Raw genomic sequence first — 15856 nt, 5'->3', positions numbered from 1 at the left:
TTCCTAATGGCCAAAATACATCGACATGATCTCGCCGTGGTCGAGGCTTTCGCCCGGCTTGATCTCGGTCGCCACCGCGCCATGGTTGACGAGGTAGAGTTGCTGCGTCAGCTCCAGCAGGAATTCGATATCCTGTTCGACGACGATCAGCGGCACGCCGCCGCGCGAAATGTCCATGACGGAGGCGCAGAGCTCGTCCTTGATCTTGGGCGCCAGCCCCAGCGTCGGCTCATCCAGGATCAGCAGGCGCGGATGGCTCATCAGCGCGGTGCCGATCGACACCATCTGGCGCTCGCCGCCCGACAATGTGCGCACGCGCTGGCGCCAGCGTTCCGCCAGTTTCGGAAACAGCTTGATCACCTTCTCGCGGTTCTCCGCCTCATGCGGCCGGGCCCGCGGCGAATAGGCCCCGAGCGCCATGCAGTCGGCGATCGAGAGATCAGGAAACAGCCGGTTGCCTTGCGGCACATGGATCAGGCCGGCGCCGACGATGGCGCGTGCGCTGCGGCCGGCAATGTCTTGCCCGTCGAACAGAATGCGGCCGCTCTTCGGCTGCAGCAGCCCGGAGACTGCGCGCAGCAGCGTCGTCTTGCCATGGCCGTTGGGGCCGAACAGGCCGACATTGCCGAAACGGCCGGCCTCCAGCGAGATATCGTGCAGCACGGTGACGCGGCCATAGCCGGCGGTGACGCCTTCGACACTCAGAATGGGGTTCACGCCGCCGATCTCCTCGTGCCGAGATAGGCTTCGATGACGCGCGGGTCCGCGATCACGCCGGCCGGGTCGCCAGCGGCCAGGACGCGGCCATTGTTGAGCACCAGCAGATGTTGCGAAAGGCTCATCAGGAAGGTCAGCACGTGCTCGATCAGAAGGATGGTGATGCCGCGGTCGGCGGTGCGGCGGATCAGGCCGATCGACGTCTCGATCTCGGGCTTGGTCAGGCTCGATGCCGGCTCGTCGAGCAAGAGCATGCGCGGCTGCATGGCAATCGCGGTGGCAAGCATCAGGCATTTGCGCTCGAACACGGACAATTCGCCGGCAAGCCGGCCGAACGACTGAGATCCCAGGCCGACGAACTCCAGCGCCTCGGCGGCGGCATTGCGGGCCGTGGCCGCTGTCTTTTCCTGCTTGCCGTAACTGGCGCCGATCAGCGCGTTCTCGAACACGGTCAGTCCGTCGAAGCTGGTCTCGCGCTGAAACGTGCGGGCGAGGCCGAGACGCGCGATGGCGTGTCCCGATTTGCCGTTTATGGCAATGCCGTCAAAGCGGATCTGGCCCCGGTCGGGGCCGAACGGTATGCCGGTGATGATGTTGAACAGCGTGCTCTTGCCGCTGCCGTTCGGGCCGGCGATGCCGAAGATCTCGCCGGCCTCGACCTTGAACGACACGCCGTCGACGGCCTTCAGCGAACCGAAGGCCTTCGACACGTCGTCCAGTTCAAGCAGGGCCATTCCCTACTTCATCCAGGGCTGGAGCTTGAAGGCGCCGGTGGCGTATTTCTCCGGCGAGATCAGCGTGCGCTGGCCATCCCAGATCTGGAAGAAGGTGATCGGAATATAGTCGTCGCCCTGCGTGGCAAGGTGGGTGGCGGGATCGAATTTCAGCCGCCCTTCCGCGACCTGCTTGTCGGTCTCCGACAGCGCCTTCATGATCGCCGCATGGTCGGATGCGCCGCCGACCTTCTTGACCGCATCGAAATAGACATTGGTCATTTCGTAGAGGCCGACGCCGTAGGTGCCGCTCTCGACGCCGTATTTTGCCTTGAACTTGGCCGCCACCTCGTCGGCGCGCGGGTTCTTCGGCGTCGTCAGCGCGCCGCCGAGCAGATTGTAGATGACACCATCCGATTTCTTGCCGGTCAGCTCGACGAATTCCGGAACGCTCGGTGCGTATTGCAGGAAGACGAGGCTCTTGGTCGGCTGCTCGAGGAACTGGTTCAGGAACGACGCCGAATTGCCCGGCAGATAGTCGGTGTTGATGACGACATCGGGAACGTTCTCGCGCACCTTGGCGAGGATCGAACGCCAGTCGGTCACTTCGCCGAACGGCACGATCTCGTCGACGGTGATGGTCCAGCCCTTCTCCTTGAAGGTCTTCTTCATGCCTTCGGAGATGGTCTTCGAATAGGCATTGTCGGACGAGATGATGGCGACCTTCTTGGTCGGCAAGGTGATCTTGCCGTCGGCCGCGAGCTTCTCGACGAACAGGGTGACGTCGGTGTTGTAGGCGTCGAAGGAAGGCGTCAGCGACCAGCAGCACATGTATTTATCGGGGCTCGGCGCGATGATGTCCCTAGTCTGCTGCGAGGTGGCCGCCAGCATGTAGGGCATTTCCGCTTCGGCCATGTTGTCGATCTCGAAATTGGTCAGGCTGGCGTAGCCGGTCAGCATGAAGTGCACGCCCGGATCGCCAAGCAGGCGCTCGACCGCGCTGGTGACGTTGCCGGCGGACTGATCCTTGACGTCGCCGACCACCAGTTCGAACGTATCCCCGGCAACGCCGCCGGCTGCGTTGGCCTCATCGATGGCCATCTGCACGCCGCGCTGGAATTCCTGGCCGTCCGCCGCGGCAGGGCCGGTCAGCGGCGCAAGCAGGCCGATCTTGACGACGTCGGCAAAGGCGGGGGCGGCAGATGCGGCAAACATGCCGATCAGCGTCGTGCTCATCAGCATATGGCGGATTCGACTTGCGGCGGATTTGGGCTTCATCGTGCTGTTCCCTGTTTTCCTCCCGTTCATCGGGAGTTGGATAATTGACAATCTACGCATAATTGTTCTTATTTGAAAAGGATTTTTCAACGCAACCTGGCCGGGAAGATGGTTCCCGCAAAGGTATGGAAGCCGTGGCGCTTTGCCGCGCAACTGTATTAAAACAGGGCAATTCCCCCGACGGAGCGGACAATGGCGATCTCGCAGAAGACCCTTGAAACCAGCCACGGCAAGATCGCGGTTCGCCAGACCAGTGGCGAAGGCGCCGCTGTCATACTGATCCACGGCAATTCATCTTCCAGCGCCGTTTTCCGCAACCAGTTGGACAGCCCGTTGGGCGAGCGCTACCACCTCATCGCTCCCGACTTGCCCGGCCATGGAGCGTCCGCCGATGCGATCGATCCGGAGCGTTCCTACAGCATGGAAGGCTATGCCGATGCCATGACCGAAGTGCTCGGGCTGCTCGGCATCGACAAGGCCATCGTCTTCGGCTGGTCGCTCGGCGGCCATATCGGGCTTGAGATGATCGACCGCTTTCTCGGCCTGCTTGGCCTGATGATCACCGGCACGCCGCCCGTCTCGCCCGAGCAGGTCGGCAACGGCTTCAAGCCGAGCCCGCATATGCACCTTGCCGGGCAGGAAACTTTCACTGACGCGGATGTCGAGGTCTATGCGCGCAGCACCTGCGGCGAGCCGTTCGAGCCGTTTCTCATCGACACGGTGGCGCGCACCGATGGAAGGGCGCGGCGCCTGATGTTCGAAAAGTTCGCGGCCGGCACCGGGCGGAACCAGCGCGAGATCGTGGCCGGCAAGACGCCGCCGATCGCCGTTCTGAACGGCATCGACGAGCCATTCGTCAACACCGATTTCGTCTCCGCTGTGAAATTCTCCAATTTATGGGAAGGCAAGGCCCATCTGCTCGACAAATCCGGCCACGCGCCGTTCTGGGACTCGCCGGATCGTTTCAACCCGGTCTTCGCCCGCTTCCTGGCAAGCTTCGACAGGTCGTAGGTCCGTCGGAAAACCGGCGCCACAGACCCCGCCTTCGAGACAGGTGGGTGACAATCGCGCGCATCTACCGTATATTGACATAAAGATATCCTTATGTGACATGAAAGGCCTGTCGCCAGAGGGATAAGAAATGTCGCAGAATTCTGCCTCGCTGGACGCATTGTTCGGCCCCGTCGCGGCAAAGCCGGACGGGTCGGAGGTGCTTGCGGCGCTCACTGCGGCAGCACGCGAGCGCATTCTCATCCTCGACGGCGCCATGGGCACACAGATCCAGGGCCTCGGCTTTGACGAGGACCAGTTTCGCGGCGAGGCCTTCGCCGGCTGCGCCTGCCACCAGCAAGGCAACAACGATCTTCTGATCCTGACGCAGCCCGGGGCGATCGAGGAGATCCACTATCGGTACGCCATCGCAGGCGCCGACATCCTCGAAACCAACACCTTCTCCTCGACCTCGATCGCCCAGGCCGATTACGGCATGGAAGATGCCGTCTATGCACTGAACCGTGATGGCGCGCGGCTGGTCAGGCGCGCCGCTGTTCGGGCCGAGCAGCAGGACGGCAAGCGAAGGTTTGTCGCCGGCGCGCTGGGGCCGACCAACCGCACCGCTTCGATGTCGCCCGATGTCAACAACCCCGGCTATCGCGCCGTGACCTTCGACGATCTGCGCCTCGCCTATGGCGAGCAGCTGCGCGGCTTGATCGATGGCGGCGCCGACATCATCCTGATCGAGACCATCTTCGACACGCTGAACGCCAAGGCGGCGATCTTCGCAGCGGAAGAGATCTTCATCGAGAAGGGCGTGCGCCTGCCGGTGATGATTTCGGGCACCATCACGGACCTCTCCGGCCGCACGCTGTCGGGCCAGACGCCGACCGCCTTCTGGCATTCGGTGCGCCACGCCAGCCCGTTCACCATCGGCCTCAACTGCGCGCTCGGCGCCAACGCGATGCGGGCGCATCTGGCCGAAATATCAGGCGTCGCCAACACCTTCACCTGCGCCTATCCGAATGCCGGCCTGCCCAACGAATTCGGTAGGTATGACGAGAGCCCGGAATTCATGGCCGCGCAGATCGAGGATTTTGCCCGCGAGGGACTAGTCAACGTTGTCGGCGGCTGCTGCGGCTCGACGCCGGAGCACATCCGCGCCATCGCCGAAGCGGTGAAGAAATATCCGCCGCGCGCCATTCCGGACATCGAGCCCAGGATGCGCCTTTCCGGGCTGGAGCCGTTCACGCTCACCGACGAGATTCCCTTCGTCAATGTCGGCGAGCGCACCAATGTCACCGGCTCGGCCAAGTTCCGGAAGCTGATCACGGCGGGCGACTATGTCGCCGCGCTGGATGTGGCGCGCGACCAGGTCGCCAATGGCGCGCAGATCATCGACATCAACATGGACGAGGGCCTGATCGATTCGAAGAAGGCCATGGTCGAGTACCTCAACCTGATCGCCGCCGAGCCGGACATCGCCCGCGTTCCTGTCATGGTCGACAGTTCGAAATGGGAGATCATCGAGGCCGGCTTGAAATGCGTGCAGGGCAAGCCGCTGGTCAACTCCATCTCGATGAAGGAGGGCGAGGAGGCCTTCCTGCATCATGCCAGGCTGGTGCGCGCCTATGGGGCTGCTGTCGTCGTCATGGCCTTCGACGAGGACGGCCAGGCCGACACCAAGGCGCGCAAGGTCGAGATCTGCACCCGCGCCTACAAGCTCCTGACCGAACAGGCCGGCTTCCCGCCCGAGGACATCGTCTTCGATCCCAATGTCTTCGCCATTGCTACCGGCATCGAGGAGCACGACAATTACGGTGTCGACTTCATCGAGGCGGCCGGCGAGATCACCGCGACGCTGCCGCATGTTCATATCTCCGGCGGCGTGTCGAACCTGTCCTTCTCGTTTCGCGGCAACGAGCCGGTGCGCGAGGCCATGCATGCCGTGTTCCTCTACCATGCCATCCAGCGCGGCATGGACATGGGCATCGTCAATGCCGGCCAGCTCGCCGTCTACGATACGATCGAGCCGGCACTGCGCGAGGCCTGCGAGGATGTCGTGCTCAACCGCACGCCCAAGGCCGGCGGCACCGCCACCGAACGCATGCTGGAGATCGCCGAACGCTTCAGGGGCACGGCGGGCCAGGAAGCGCAGGAGCGCGATCTCGCCTGGCGCGACCTGCCGGTCGAACAGCGGATCAGCCATGCACTGGTCAACGGCATCACCGAATTCATCGACGCCGACACCGAGGAAGCGCGGCTTGCCGCCGAGCGGCCGCTGCATGTCATCGAAGGCCCGCTGATGGCCGGCATGAACGTCGTCGGCGACCTGTTCGGCGCCGGAAAAATGTTCTTGCCGCAAGTGGTCAAGTCGGCGCGGGTGATGAAGCAGGCCGTCGCGGGATTGCTGCCGCATATGGAGGCCGAGAAGCTGGCCAACGCCGCCAACGGCATCGACAATGGCGAACGCCAGACAGCGGGCAAGATCCTGATGGCGACGGTGAAGGGCGATGTCCACGATATCGGCAAGAACATCGTCGGCGTCGTGCTCGCCTGCAACAATTACGAGATCATCGATCTCGGCGTCATGGTGCCGGCGGCCAAGATCCTGCAGACCGCCCGTGAGCAAAATGTCGATATCATCGGCCTGTCCGGCCTGATCACGCCATCCCTCGATGAAATGGTGCATATGGCCGCCGAGATGGAGCGTGAAGGCTTCGACATTCCGCTGCTGATCGGCGGCGCGACGACCAGCCGCGTGCACACGGCGGTGAAGATCCACCCGCGCTACAGCAAGGGGCAGACGGTCTACGTCACCGACGCCAGCCGCGCGGTCGGCGTGGTCTCATCCTTGCTGTCGAACGAGACCAAGGGCGGCTATGTCGGCGCGGTGCGCACCGAATACAAGAAGGTCGCCGATGCGCATGCCCGCTCGGAAGCCGACAAGCAGCGGCTGCCGCTGGCCAAGGCGAGGGCCAATGCGCACCGGATCGACTGGTCTGCCTACGAGCCGCCGAAGCCGTCCTTTACCGGCGTCAAGGTATTCGAGAACTGGGATCTCACCGAACTCGCGCGCTACATCGATTGGACGCCGTTCTTCCAGACCTGGGAGCTGAAGGGCCGTTATCCCAAAATTCTCGAAGACGAGGCGCAAGGCGCCGCCGCGCGCCAGCTGTTCGAGGATGCGCAGGCGATGCTGAAGCAGATCATCGCCGAGAAATGGTTCGCGCCGCGCGGCGTCGTCGGTTTCTGGCCGGCCAATGCCGTCGGCGACGACATCAGGCTGTTCACGGACGAAAAGCGGTCGCAGGAACTGGCGACCTTCTTTACCTTGCGCCAGCAGCTGACCAAGCGCGATGGCAAGGCCAATGTCGCGCTGTCGGATTTCGTCGCGCCAGCGGATTGCGGCAAGCCGGATTACATCGGCGGCTTTATCGTCACCGCCGGCATCGAGGAGGTGGCTATCGCCGAACGGTTCGAGCGAGCGAATGATGATTATTCGTCGATCATGGTCAAGGCGCTGGCAGACCGCTTCGCCGAAGCCTTTGCCGAGCGGATGCATGAGAAGGTGCGCAAGGAATTCTGGGGCTATGCTTCAGATGAAGCGCTGGCACCGGACGAGCTGATCGGCGAACCCTATCGCGGCATCCGTCCGGCGCCCGGCTATCCGGCGCAGCCCGATCACACCGAGAAGGCGACTTTGTTCCGGCTGCTCGACGGTGGGCGCAATGCAGGCGTGAGCCTGACCGAAAGCTATGCGATGTGGCCGGGTTCCTCGGTATCAGGCATCTATCTGGCGCATCCCGAAAGCTATTATTTCGGCGTCGCCAAGGTCGAACGCGACCAGGTCGAGGATTATGCGCGCCGGAAGGCGATGCCGTTGGCAGAGGTCGAGCGCTGGCTCGGCCCCATCCTCAACTACGTGCCGGCACACTATGCCGAGGCGGCTGAATAGCGACGCGAACGCTATCATCATTTCGCTCTGACGGTCGTCGTTGATCTCTTGACTCTATCCTCCCAGGGGGGATAGTCGGGCGGTATGTCCGAAGGTATTCACACATCCCACCCCGCCATTCTCAAGCGGCTGAAACGTGCGCAAGGGCACCTGGCTTCCGTCATTGCCATGTTCGAAGCGGAACGCCCCTGCGTTGATCTTGCGCAGCAACTATACGCGGTCGAAAGCGCCATCAGCAGCGCGAAGCGCGAACTGATCCACGATCACATCGAGCATTGCCTGACCGACAGCGCTGAACCGAGCGGGAGCTCTCTGGCGGAACTCAAGCAGTTGGCGAAATATCTATGAACCATACGGGCGCACGCATCCTTGACTGGTTTGGGTTCGGACCAAGCGGGCATGCCGCGCATGGTGGCCACGACCATGGCGCAGGGCCGCATGGTCATACCCACGGCGTCATCGATGCGACCATCGCCACAACTGACCGTGGCATCTGGGCCATCAAATGGTCATTCGTTATCTTGGCGGTTACGGCGGCGTTGCAGCTTGTTGTTGTGATGCTGTCCGGCAGCGTGGCACTGCTGGCCGACACGATCCACAACATCGGAGACGCCACGACCGCCATTCCACTGTGGATCGCATTCATGCTGGCGCGCCGCAAGCCGTCGCAGACCTTTACCTATGGTTTGGGCCGCGTCGAAGATCTGGCAGGGATCATCATTGTCCTGATCATTTTGTTTAGCGCCATCGTCGCTGGCTATCAGGCCATCGACCGTCTGATAAACCCCCAATTGGTTACCCATTTGGGTTGGCTGACGGCGGCCGGCATTGTCGGGTTTCTTGGCAATGAAGTGGTTGCCGTGTTCCGGATCCGGGTCGGTCGGGAGATCAACAGCGCGGCGCTCGTCGCAGACGGCTACCACGCCCGCACCGACGGTCTCACCAGCCTTGCCGTTGTCATCGGTGCGCTTGGCGTTTGGCTCGGCTTTCCCTTGGCCGACCCGATTATTGGCCTGCTCATCACCGCTGCGATCTTCGGCATCGTTTGGCAATCGGCACGCTCGGTGCTTACTCGCATGCTTGACGGTGTCGAGCCCGGCATCATGGGCGAAATCCGGCATGCCGCCGAGCATGTACCGGGCGCGCGTATCGTAGAGGCCAAGGCTCGTTGGATTGGCCACAAGCTGCACGCAGACATTGCCATCTCGGTCGACGAAGCTTTGCCTGTTTCCGAGGCCAGGAAGATAACGGCCGCTTTGGAAGATGAACTGTTCGAGCACATGCCGGCTCTTGCAGCTGCCAACATTCGGTTGGCCACCGCAAATGAACAACACGACGATCCGCATCCTCACGGGCATGATCACGGTGAACACCACGGCCACCACCATTGAGGGTCGCGAAAAAACCACCGGCGTCGGCTAACCTCGACTGATGTTCCAAACGCCGATGTTCCAAACGCCGATGTTCCAAACGCTTGTCGAGTTTCAACGCACCATATATCTGGCGTTCGCCGACCAGATAAAACTGCTCTCGGTTGGAGGGGATTGGCTGGCGTTCCTGGCCTTCCTGCCAATGGGGGTCTTGTTTGGGGCCGCACATGCTTTGACGCCCGGTCACAGCAAAGCTATTTTGGCGACCTACCTAGCCGGTTCGGATGCGAAGGTTTCGCGCGGCCTCTTGGTGTCGGTTACTCTGTCCTTCACTCACGTGGCAATCGCGGTTCTGATCGCCGTGCTTTCGCTGCCGCTTGTCTCGATCGCATTGGGAAGTGTCGGGCGCGCGCCACTCCTCGAGAACATCAGTCGCGGCCTGCTCGGGCTGATCGGCGTCTGGATGATATGGCGCGCATTGAACCATGGCCGGCATCACAAGCATGAGGGCGAGGCTGTTGGTGTCATGGCCGGTTTGATACCTTGCCCGCTGACCCTCTTTGTCATGACGTTCGCGATTTCCAGAGGCGTACCGGGCGCCGGTATTCTGTTCGCGATCACCATGATGCTTGGTGTGGCACTGACCTTGTCTTGTGTGGCGATCGCTTCAATCCTGTTCAGAGAGCGACTGGTGCACTTTTTCGACAGCCGTCCGCGCCTGTTCGATGTCATCTCACGCACGATGGAAGGCGTGGCAGGCTTCGCGCTCTCCTGCATAGCCGTCTGGCAAATCTCATCTTCGGCTGTCTGATCTCGATGAGTTCTCGCCAGCCTGTCGAAAACAGCGCAAGCGAACGTCATCTTGTCGCCATGACATCGTCGAGACACGATGTGCCAATATCGGGCTCCGCGCTGGTGGCTGGCCGATAATCCAACACATCGATAAACCCAGGGCAGTCGCCTTTGCAGTTGGAGCGCCGAATGACCTTACTCACACGCCGCAGGCTTTTGAAAACGGCAGCGATTGCCGGCGCAGGCGGGGTCGGGTTTTCGGCGATGGGCCGGCTTGGTGGCTGGGCCGCCGCGACGCCTGAGCCGGTGGTTTTGCAGACGGCAAAGATCCAGGCGGAGCTGATGGATGTCAGCCAAACCAGGGATGTGCTGACCTATGGCAACGCCGGGATGCCGCCCGTGCTCAGAATGAAAAAGGGCGAGCCCTTCGCTGCCCGCCTGGTCAACGCGATCGACGATCCGACAACGATCCACTGGCACGGCATTCGCGTTCCAAACAAGATGGACGGCGTGCCGTTTCTGGTCCAGCCCTACGTCTACACCGGCGATCATTTCGACTACGCCTTCACGCCGCCCGATGCCGGCACCTTCTGGTACCACCCGCATTGCAACACGCTGGAGCAGATGGGCCATGGCCTGACTGGCGTGATCGTGGTCGAGAATCCCAACGATCCGAAATTCGATGCCGAAATCGTCCTCAATTTGCGCGACTGGCGCCTCGGTGACGACGGCCAGTTCATCGACCAGTTCCGGCCGCGCGATGCCGCGAGAACCGGCACTTACGGCACGGTACGCACCGCCAATTGGCTCGACCAGCCGCAATATGATGCGCCGGCCGGCGGACTAGCGCGGCTGCGCGTCGCCATCACCGACGTGACGCGTATCTACGCTTTTCGCGTCGACGGTGCGGAGGCGAGTATCATGGCGCTCGACGGCAATCCGGTGCCTGAGCGTTTTTCGCCCGACGCCTTGCTGCTCGGACCCGGCCAGCGCATGGAGCTGGCCATACGCATGCCCGACAATGAAGGCGCGATGGTCAGCTTGAGGGACGTCAGGGGCACCAAGCCAAAAATCCTGGCAACCCTGCGCGCGACAGGAAAATCCCTCAAACGGGACATTCGCGATGTTGCTCCGCTGGAGCTCAATCCGGTGGCGGAAGTGGATCTCGCCAGTGCCAGGCATATTTCCCTGGCACTAAGCGCCACGGCGGAAAACGTCCCGAGCGATGGCATCTGCGGTTCGCTTGGCTATAGTTTCTGGGCCCTCAACAAAGTGCCGTGGCCAGGCGACACCAAGGACCCGACCGCGCCACTGGCCGAATTGAAGCTTGGCCAAAGCTACGTCATCGACATGGAGAACCTGACGCCGCAATCCCATCCGATGCATCTGCACGGTATGAGCTTCAAAGTGCTGTCATCCTCGACGCGCCAGGTTCAGCCTGTGATTTCCGACACCTATCTCATCCAGCCCAACGAGAAGGTTCAGCTCGGCTTCGTCGCCGACAATCCCGGCGATTGGCTGCTGCACTGCCACATCATCGAGCATCAGAAATCGGGAATGACGAGCTATGTCAGGGTGGTGTGAAGCCGCGTCAGCCTGCGCGTAGCGTCGGTGCCGTCATTTGCGCAATTGCGCCTCGATCTCGTCGAGCACCTTGTCCTTGCCGATGCCGGTGAGGAAGGCGAGGCCCTTGATCACCGGCTTGGTGACCGAAGCGGAGATCGGGGTGGTTGCGACGATGAAGTCGACATTGTCGGCCAGTCCGGGCACTTCGGTGGCCTTTGCCTGCTGGGCGTTGAAGGTGAGGCCGCGTTTCTTCATTTCCTCGGTGACGGCGACATTGACCGCAGTCGAGGTGGCGATGCCCGTGCCGCAGGCAAAGAGAATGGTTTTCTGTCTGGACATCTCTGCTTCTCCTTGTTTCAGCCGAGTACGGCTCGCACGTCTTCGAGGGTTCTGGCCGACCTCAAATCATCCAAGGCTTGCGGGTTCTGGATGGTGGCCATGACGGCCTGCAGCGCCTCAATCTGCTTGTCCTTCTCGTTGATGGCAAGCAGGAAGACGAAGCCGACCGGCAGCATCTCGTCGGGATCCTCCATGTTGGCGAAGGTCACTGGTTGCTTCAATGTGCCCATCGCGATGCCAGGCTTCAGCACATGCTCCGGATCGGTGTGCGGCACCGCGACATTATCGGAGCGTTCCAGCGGCAGTCCGGTCGGGATGGTCAATTCGCGGCGCACGACCGCGTCGGCATAGCTGCTTTTGACATAGCCAAGTCTCTCCAGCCGGCCCGCCAGGATGCGGATGATCTCCTCATTGGTCGAGGCATCGGATCCGAGCACGATCGCGTCAGGGTCCAGAAGCTGCATGAGTCCGTCGGACATTCTTTGCTCCGTCTATGAAATCGTGCGCCCCGGGAAGGGCGCACGATCGGTTTAAAGGGGACGCTATCAGGTTCAGGCCGTCTCTTCGGCCGGCTCGTCCTCGGCGCCCGCGGCCCGCTCCCAGCCGAGCGGATTGCGGCGGTAGAGGACAAACAATGCCGCGATAACCACCGCGATCACGATGATGCCGACAAGCCCCATCCCCTGGATAGCCTCGATGACCACGTAAGGCACCCACAGGAAGCCGTCGACCACCGAGGTGATCTGCAGTGCGTCCGCCGGCAGCTTGAAGCCCGACGAGACTGCTGCGCTGGTGAACAGCGGCGCCAGCGCGTTGGCGACGTAGAAGCCGATGGCCAGCGTCACCGTGCCGATCACCACCATGCGGAACACGTTGCCTTTGACCAGCGGCGCGGTCATGGCGACGATGAAGGGGATGACCGCAAGATCGGCGAACAGGATCACGCGGTTGCCCGGCAGGATCACCGACAGGATGATCGCGATCGGCACCAGGATCAGCGACGACGAGATCGCGGCCGGATGGCCGATCAGGATCGCCGAATCGAGACCAACGAGAAGCTCTCGGTCACCGGTGCGTTTGCGCACGAACGCCTGTGCGGCATCGGAGACGGGGATCAGCCCCTCCATCAGAATCTTGACCATGCGCGGCAGCAGCAGCATCACCGCGGCCAGCGTCATGCCGGTGCCCAGGACCTTGGCCAGCACCACACTGAGATCACCCGCATTGTAGAACGCGATCGCACCAAGCACGAGGCCGATGATGAGGCCCATCACGACAGGTTCGCCGAATACGCCGAACCTGCGCTCGATGGTGTCCGTGTTGATGTTGATGCGGTTGATCCCGGGAATGCGGTCCATGATCCAGTTGAGCACAATGGCGATCGGCAGGATCTGTGCCGAGGCGAGATGCGGCACGGAAATGCCGGGCACGCCGTAGAACTGCTGTACCGCGCGCGCCGACCAGTCGGCGAACAGCAGCGAGAGTGCTGCGACAAGTGCTGCGACCGCGATGCCATAGGCCAGATTGTCGGTTGCGGCGACCACCAGCGAGCCGACAAAGGCGAAGTGCCAGAAATTCCAGACATCGACATTGAGCGTGCGCGTCATGCGTGTCAGCAACAGCACGATGTTGACGAGGATGCCGACCGGAATGACCCAAAGGCCGACCGACGAGCCGAAGGCGATCGCGGCCGCGGAGGGCCAGCCGACATCGATGATGTCGCGATGAATGCCGGTGTTGGTGACGATGGCCTTGGCAACGTCGCCAATCGACGTGAACATGAGGCCAAGCACCAGATTGATGCCGATGAAGGCGACGCCGATGGTGACGGCGGCGCGAAAAGCCTTGCTGACCTTGGCGCCCAGAACCACGGCGATGATGAAAATGACAATTGGCAGCAGGATCGTCGGGCCAAGCGTATCGATGGCCCCTTTTAGGGCCGCGAGAACAGTATCCATTTTTCCTCCCCTGGAGCCGCGAGCCTTCGCTCGACGCCTCGCAATGATGCTCCATCCAGCCTTTGACGCCCCGGCGCAAAGACACTCCCCAATTTGCCCCAGAGGCGAATGCTTTCCGACTGTCGCGTCGGTGAACATTTGCCTTTGTTGACAAACGAATGTTTTATTGGGGTTGTCCGCTGCATTGTCAATTGGTTGCGCTTCGGCCAATCGAGCCTCGGCGGACGTCCCTTCCGAGACGATTTCGCGGGAAATTGCCGGTCGCGACCGGGTTTCGTTGGCAAATAGAACCCGTTCCCTGCTATCCGGTCCCAAATCACGAAGCTGTGGACATTCCTGCATGACCAACGTCGCCCTGACCGGCCTTGCCCGCGATCTCGCCAGGCGTGCCGCCGAGGGCCGCCCGGTGCGCATTGGCGTCATCGGCTCGGGCGAAATGGGCACCGATCTGGTCACCCAAGGCATGCTGATGCCAGGCATTTCGATCTGCGCCGTCTCGACGCGCCGCCCGCACACCGCGCGCGATGCCATCCGTATCGCCTATGGCGACGAAGCCATGGCCGTCGAAGCCGACACCGCGTCGAAAGTCACCGGCGCTATCGAGAGCGGCAAGATCGCCGTCACTTCGAACGAGATGCTGGTCACCAATCCGCTGATCGACGTCGTCATCGACGCCACCGGCAAGCCGGGCGTCGCCGCCGATTTCGACCTCATGGCGATGGAGCACGGCAAGCATCTGGTGATGATGAACGTCGAGGCCGACGTCACCATCGGCTGCTATCTCAAGCAGCAGGCCGACCGGCTTGGCGTCGTCTATTCGGTTGGCGCCGGCGATGAGCCGTCGAGCTGCATGGAACTGATCGAATTCGCGTCGGCGCTTGGGCTGACCATCGTCTCGGCCGGCAAGGGCAAGAACAATCCGCTCAACCACGACGCCGTGCCGGACGACTATCGCGCCGAAGCGATCCGCCGCAACATGAACCCACGCATGCTGGTCGAGTTCGTCGACGGCTCCAAGACCATGGTCGAGATGTGCGCCATCGCCAACGCCACCTGGCTGGTGCCCGATGTGCCCGGCATGCACGGCCCCAAGGCCGACCGCGATGACCTCGCCAAGGTGCTGATCCCGCGCGAGGATGGCGGTCTGTTGCTCAGGAAAGGCGTCGTCGACTACACGGTCGGCAAGGGCGTCGCGCCTGGCGTGTTCGTCATCGTCGAGGCGACGCATCCGCGCATCATCGAGCGCATGGACGATCTGCATATCGGCCACGGCCCTTACTACAGCCTGTTTAGGCCCTATCATCTGACCTCACTGGAGGTGCCGCTGACCGCCGCCCGCATCATGCTTTTCGGCAAACCCGACATGGTGCCGCTGCCGCGGCCCGTTGCCGAAGTCTGCGCCGTCGCCAAGCGCGACCTTGCCGCCGGCGAGACCTTCGATGCGATCGGCGAGACCTGCTACCGCTCCTGGACGATGACCGTCGGCGAAGCCCGCGCCCAGCGCGCCGTGCCGGTCGGCCTGCTCGAGGGCGGCAAGGTGCTGAAACCGGTCAGGAAGGGTGAGTTGCTGACGGCGGATAATGCGTCGCCCGACCAGACGACGAGGCTGTTCGCCTTGCGCCGGCTGCAGGACGAGATGCTGTACGGGGCCTGAAAGGACCACGCTGGCGCTGCTACGACAAATGATAGATTGTGGGGCAAATGTCGCCAAGGTCGGTCACATGAACCTTCGAATCAGGAATCCGCTTGCCCGCGAACTGGCTCGCCAGCTTGCCGCCAAGCGCAAGGTTTCCATGACCAGAGCGGTTATCGAAGCGCTTGAAAGTGAACTGAAGCGGGAAAACGCCCGTATGCCTCTGGCGGAACGGCTGGCTGCAATCGCCGATGATTTGAGGTCCAAAGCGGGCAAGGCTGGCCGGGTCGTGAGCAAGAATGAGATCGATGCCATGTGGGGTGGCGGCCAGAATGACGCCTGACAGGTGCACAGGGGTTGTCACGTTGGAAGGCCTGCTGGCAGCTCGGATTTCGTCGTTCGTTTCGATGGATCATCGTAGACATTCGGGATTGACCGGAGCCTTCCCAACTTCGTCATCCACGGGCGGAGCAGGAGCGAAGCGACGTCGCGGAGACCCGAGGATCCATGCCGTGATCTTGGTCGAGGAATGCAGCGGA

General features: G+C 62.2%; 13 protein-coding genes and 1 pseudogene. 8 read left to right on the top strand and 6 right to left on the bottom strand.

Features of this window, described 5'->3' with window-relative positions; all coding sequences use genetic code 11:
- Positions 1-3: 3 nt before the first annotated feature.
- Genes NKJ67_RS18850 through NKJ67_RS18840 form a run of 3 tightly spaced genes read right to left on the bottom strand, consistent with a single transcriptional unit; the run spans position 4 to position 2708 of the window.
- The gene (locus tag NKJ67_RS18850) at positions 4-717 is read right to left on the bottom strand and encodes an ABC transporter ATP-binding protein (RefSeq protein ID WP_127269236.1); all 714 of its coding nucleotides are present in this window, start codon (positions 715-717) and stop codon (positions 4-6) included.
- Positions 714-1451, bottom strand: a complete 738-nt coding sequence (locus tag NKJ67_RS18845) for an ABC transporter ATP-binding protein (RefSeq protein WP_023809209.1) — start codon at positions 1449-1451, stop codon at positions 714-716. The genes NKJ67_RS18850 and NKJ67_RS18845 overlap by 4 nt, the downstream gene beginning before the upstream one ends.
- Before the next feature lie 3 nt (positions 1452-1454).
- Positions 1455-2708: an ABC transporter substrate-binding protein gene (locus tag NKJ67_RS18840; protein WP_027035742.1), complete on the bottom strand. Its 1254-nt coding sequence runs from the start codon at positions 2706-2708 to the stop codon at positions 1455-1457.
- A gap of 192 nt (positions 2709-2900) precedes the next feature.
- Between NKJ67_RS18840 and NKJ67_RS18835 the strand changes: the two genes are divergently transcribed.
- The 6 genes and pseudogenes from NKJ67_RS18835 to NKJ67_RS18810 all read left to right on the top strand — a co-directional run bounded on the left by NKJ67_RS18835 (position 2901) and on the right by NKJ67_RS18810 (position 11405).
- Complete coding sequence (locus tag NKJ67_RS18835; protein ID WP_352582348.1) at positions 2901-3719, top strand: alpha/beta fold hydrolase; 819 nt, start codon at positions 2901-2903, stop codon at positions 3717-3719.
- A gap of 130 nt (positions 3720-3849) precedes the next feature.
- Positions 3850-7659, top strand: a complete 3810-nt coding sequence (metH, locus tag NKJ67_RS18830) for a methionine synthase (RefSeq protein ID WP_352582346.1) — start codon at positions 3850-3852, stop codon at positions 7657-7659.
- 84 nt (positions 7660-7743) lie between these two features.
- A complete protein-coding gene (locus NKJ67_RS18825) occupies positions 7744-8007 on the top strand; it encodes a metal-sensing transcriptional repressor (protein WP_127397356.1) in 264 nt (87 codons plus the stop codon).
- Positions 8004-9047, top strand: a pseudogene (locus NKJ67_RS18820) (cation diffusion facilitator family transporter); the annotation flags it as partial. The gene NKJ67_RS18825 and the pseudogene NKJ67_RS18820, both read left to right, overlap by 4 nt.
- Positions 9048-9120: 73 nt before the next feature.
- Positions 9121-9840: a nickel/cobalt transporter gene (locus tag NKJ67_RS18815; protein WP_352582452.1), complete on the top strand. Its 720-nt coding sequence runs from the start codon at positions 9121-9123 to the stop codon at positions 9838-9840.
- Positions 9841-10010: 170 nt separating this feature from the next.
- On the top strand, positions 10011-11405 hold the full coding sequence (locus tag NKJ67_RS18810; protein ID WP_352582344.1) for a multicopper oxidase family protein: 1395 nt from the start codon (positions 10011-10013) through the stop codon (positions 11403-11405).
- 33 nt (positions 11406-11438) lie between these two features.
- Here NKJ67_RS18810 and NKJ67_RS18805 read toward each other — a convergent pair whose 3' ends face one another.
- The 3 genes from NKJ67_RS18805 to NKJ67_RS18795 form a co-directional block, all read right to left on the bottom strand.
- Complete coding sequence (locus NKJ67_RS18805; RefSeq protein ID WP_023809203.1) at positions 11439-11726, bottom strand: PTS sugar transporter subunit IIB; 288 nt, start codon at positions 11724-11726, stop codon at positions 11439-11441.
- A gap of 17 nt (positions 11727-11743) precedes the next feature.
- Positions 11744-12205, bottom strand: coding sequence for a PTS sugar transporter subunit IIA (locus NKJ67_RS18800; protein ID WP_352582342.1), 462 nt, complete (start codon positions 12203-12205; stop codon positions 11744-11746).
- 72 nt (positions 12206-12277) lie between these two features.
- On the bottom strand, positions 12278-13684 hold the full coding sequence (locus NKJ67_RS18795; protein ID WP_352582340.1) for a PTS galactitol transporter subunit IIC: 1407 nt from the start codon (positions 13682-13684) through the stop codon (positions 12278-12280).
- Between the two features lie 340 nt (positions 13685-14024).
- On the opposite strand from NKJ67_RS18795, the gene NKJ67_RS18790 reads away from it, so the two are divergent.
- Both NKJ67_RS18790 and NKJ67_RS18785 read left to right on the top strand, forming a co-directional pair.
- The gene (locus NKJ67_RS18790) at positions 14025-15338 is read left to right on the top strand and encodes an NAD(P)H-dependent oxidoreductase (protein ID WP_352582338.1); all 1314 of its coding nucleotides are present in this window, start codon (positions 14025-14027) and stop codon (positions 15336-15338) included.
- A gap of 67 nt (positions 15339-15405) precedes the next feature.
- The gene (locus NKJ67_RS18785; protein WP_127321718.1) at positions 15406-15660 is read left to right on the top strand and encodes a type II toxin-antitoxin system VapB family antitoxin; all 255 of its coding nucleotides are present in this window, start codon (positions 15406-15408) and stop codon (positions 15658-15660) included.
- Positions 15661-15856 lie beyond the last annotated feature (196 nt).

Origin of the sequence: Mesorhizobium sp. M0088, assembly GCF_040322895.1 — a bacterium.
Taxonomy (GTDB): Bacteria; Pseudomonadota; Alphaproteobacteria; order Rhizobiales; family Rhizobiaceae; genus Mesorhizobium.
Note: the sequence above shows the minus strand (reverse complement) of the source record. Positions and strands in the feature narration are given on the sequence as shown.

Coding starts and splice junctions, on each gene's coding strand:
- NKJ67_RS18845 (WP_023809209.1), bottom strand. CDS start 1,451: ATGGCCCTGCTTGAACTGGACGACGTGTCGAAGGCCTTCGGTTCGCTG.
- NKJ67_RS18840 (WP_027035742.1), bottom strand. CDS start 2,708: ATGAAGCCCAAATCCGCCGCAAGTCGAATCCGCCATATGCTGATGAGC.
- NKJ67_RS18835 (WP_352582348.1), top strand. CDS start 2,901: ATGGCGATCTCGCAGAAGACCCTTGAAACCAGCCACGGCAAGATCGCG.
- metH (WP_352582346.1), top strand. CDS start 3,850: ATGTCGCAGAATTCTGCCTCGCTGGACGCATTGTTCGGCCCCGTCGCG.
- NKJ67_RS18825 (WP_127397356.1), top strand. CDS start 7,744: ATGTCCGAAGGTATTCACACATCCCACCCCGCCATTCTCAAGCGGCTG.
- NKJ67_RS18815 (WP_352582452.1), top strand. CDS start 9,121: ATGTTCCAAACGCTTGTCGAGTTTCAACGCACCATATATCTGGCGTTC.
- NKJ67_RS18810 (WP_352582344.1), top strand. CDS start 10,011: ATGACCTTACTCACACGCCGCAGGCTTTTGAAAACGGCAGCGATTGCC.
- NKJ67_RS18805 (WP_023809203.1), bottom strand. CDS start 11,726: ATGTCCAGACAGAAAACCATTCTCTTTGCCTGCGGCACGGGCATCGCC.
- NKJ67_RS18800 (WP_352582342.1), bottom strand. CDS start 12,205: ATGTCCGACGGACTCATGCAGCTTCTGGACCCTGACGCGATCGTGCTC.
- NKJ67_RS18795 (WP_352582340.1), bottom strand. CDS start 13,684: ATGGATACTGTTCTCGCGGCCCTAAAAGGGGCCATCGATACGCTTGGC.
- NKJ67_RS18790 (WP_352582338.1), top strand. CDS start 14,025: ATGACCAACGTCGCCCTGACCGGCCTTGCCCGCGATCTCGCCAGGCGT.
- NKJ67_RS18785 (WP_127321718.1), top strand. CDS start 15,406: ATGAACCTTCGAATCAGGAATCCGCTTGCCCGCGAACTGGCTCGCCAG.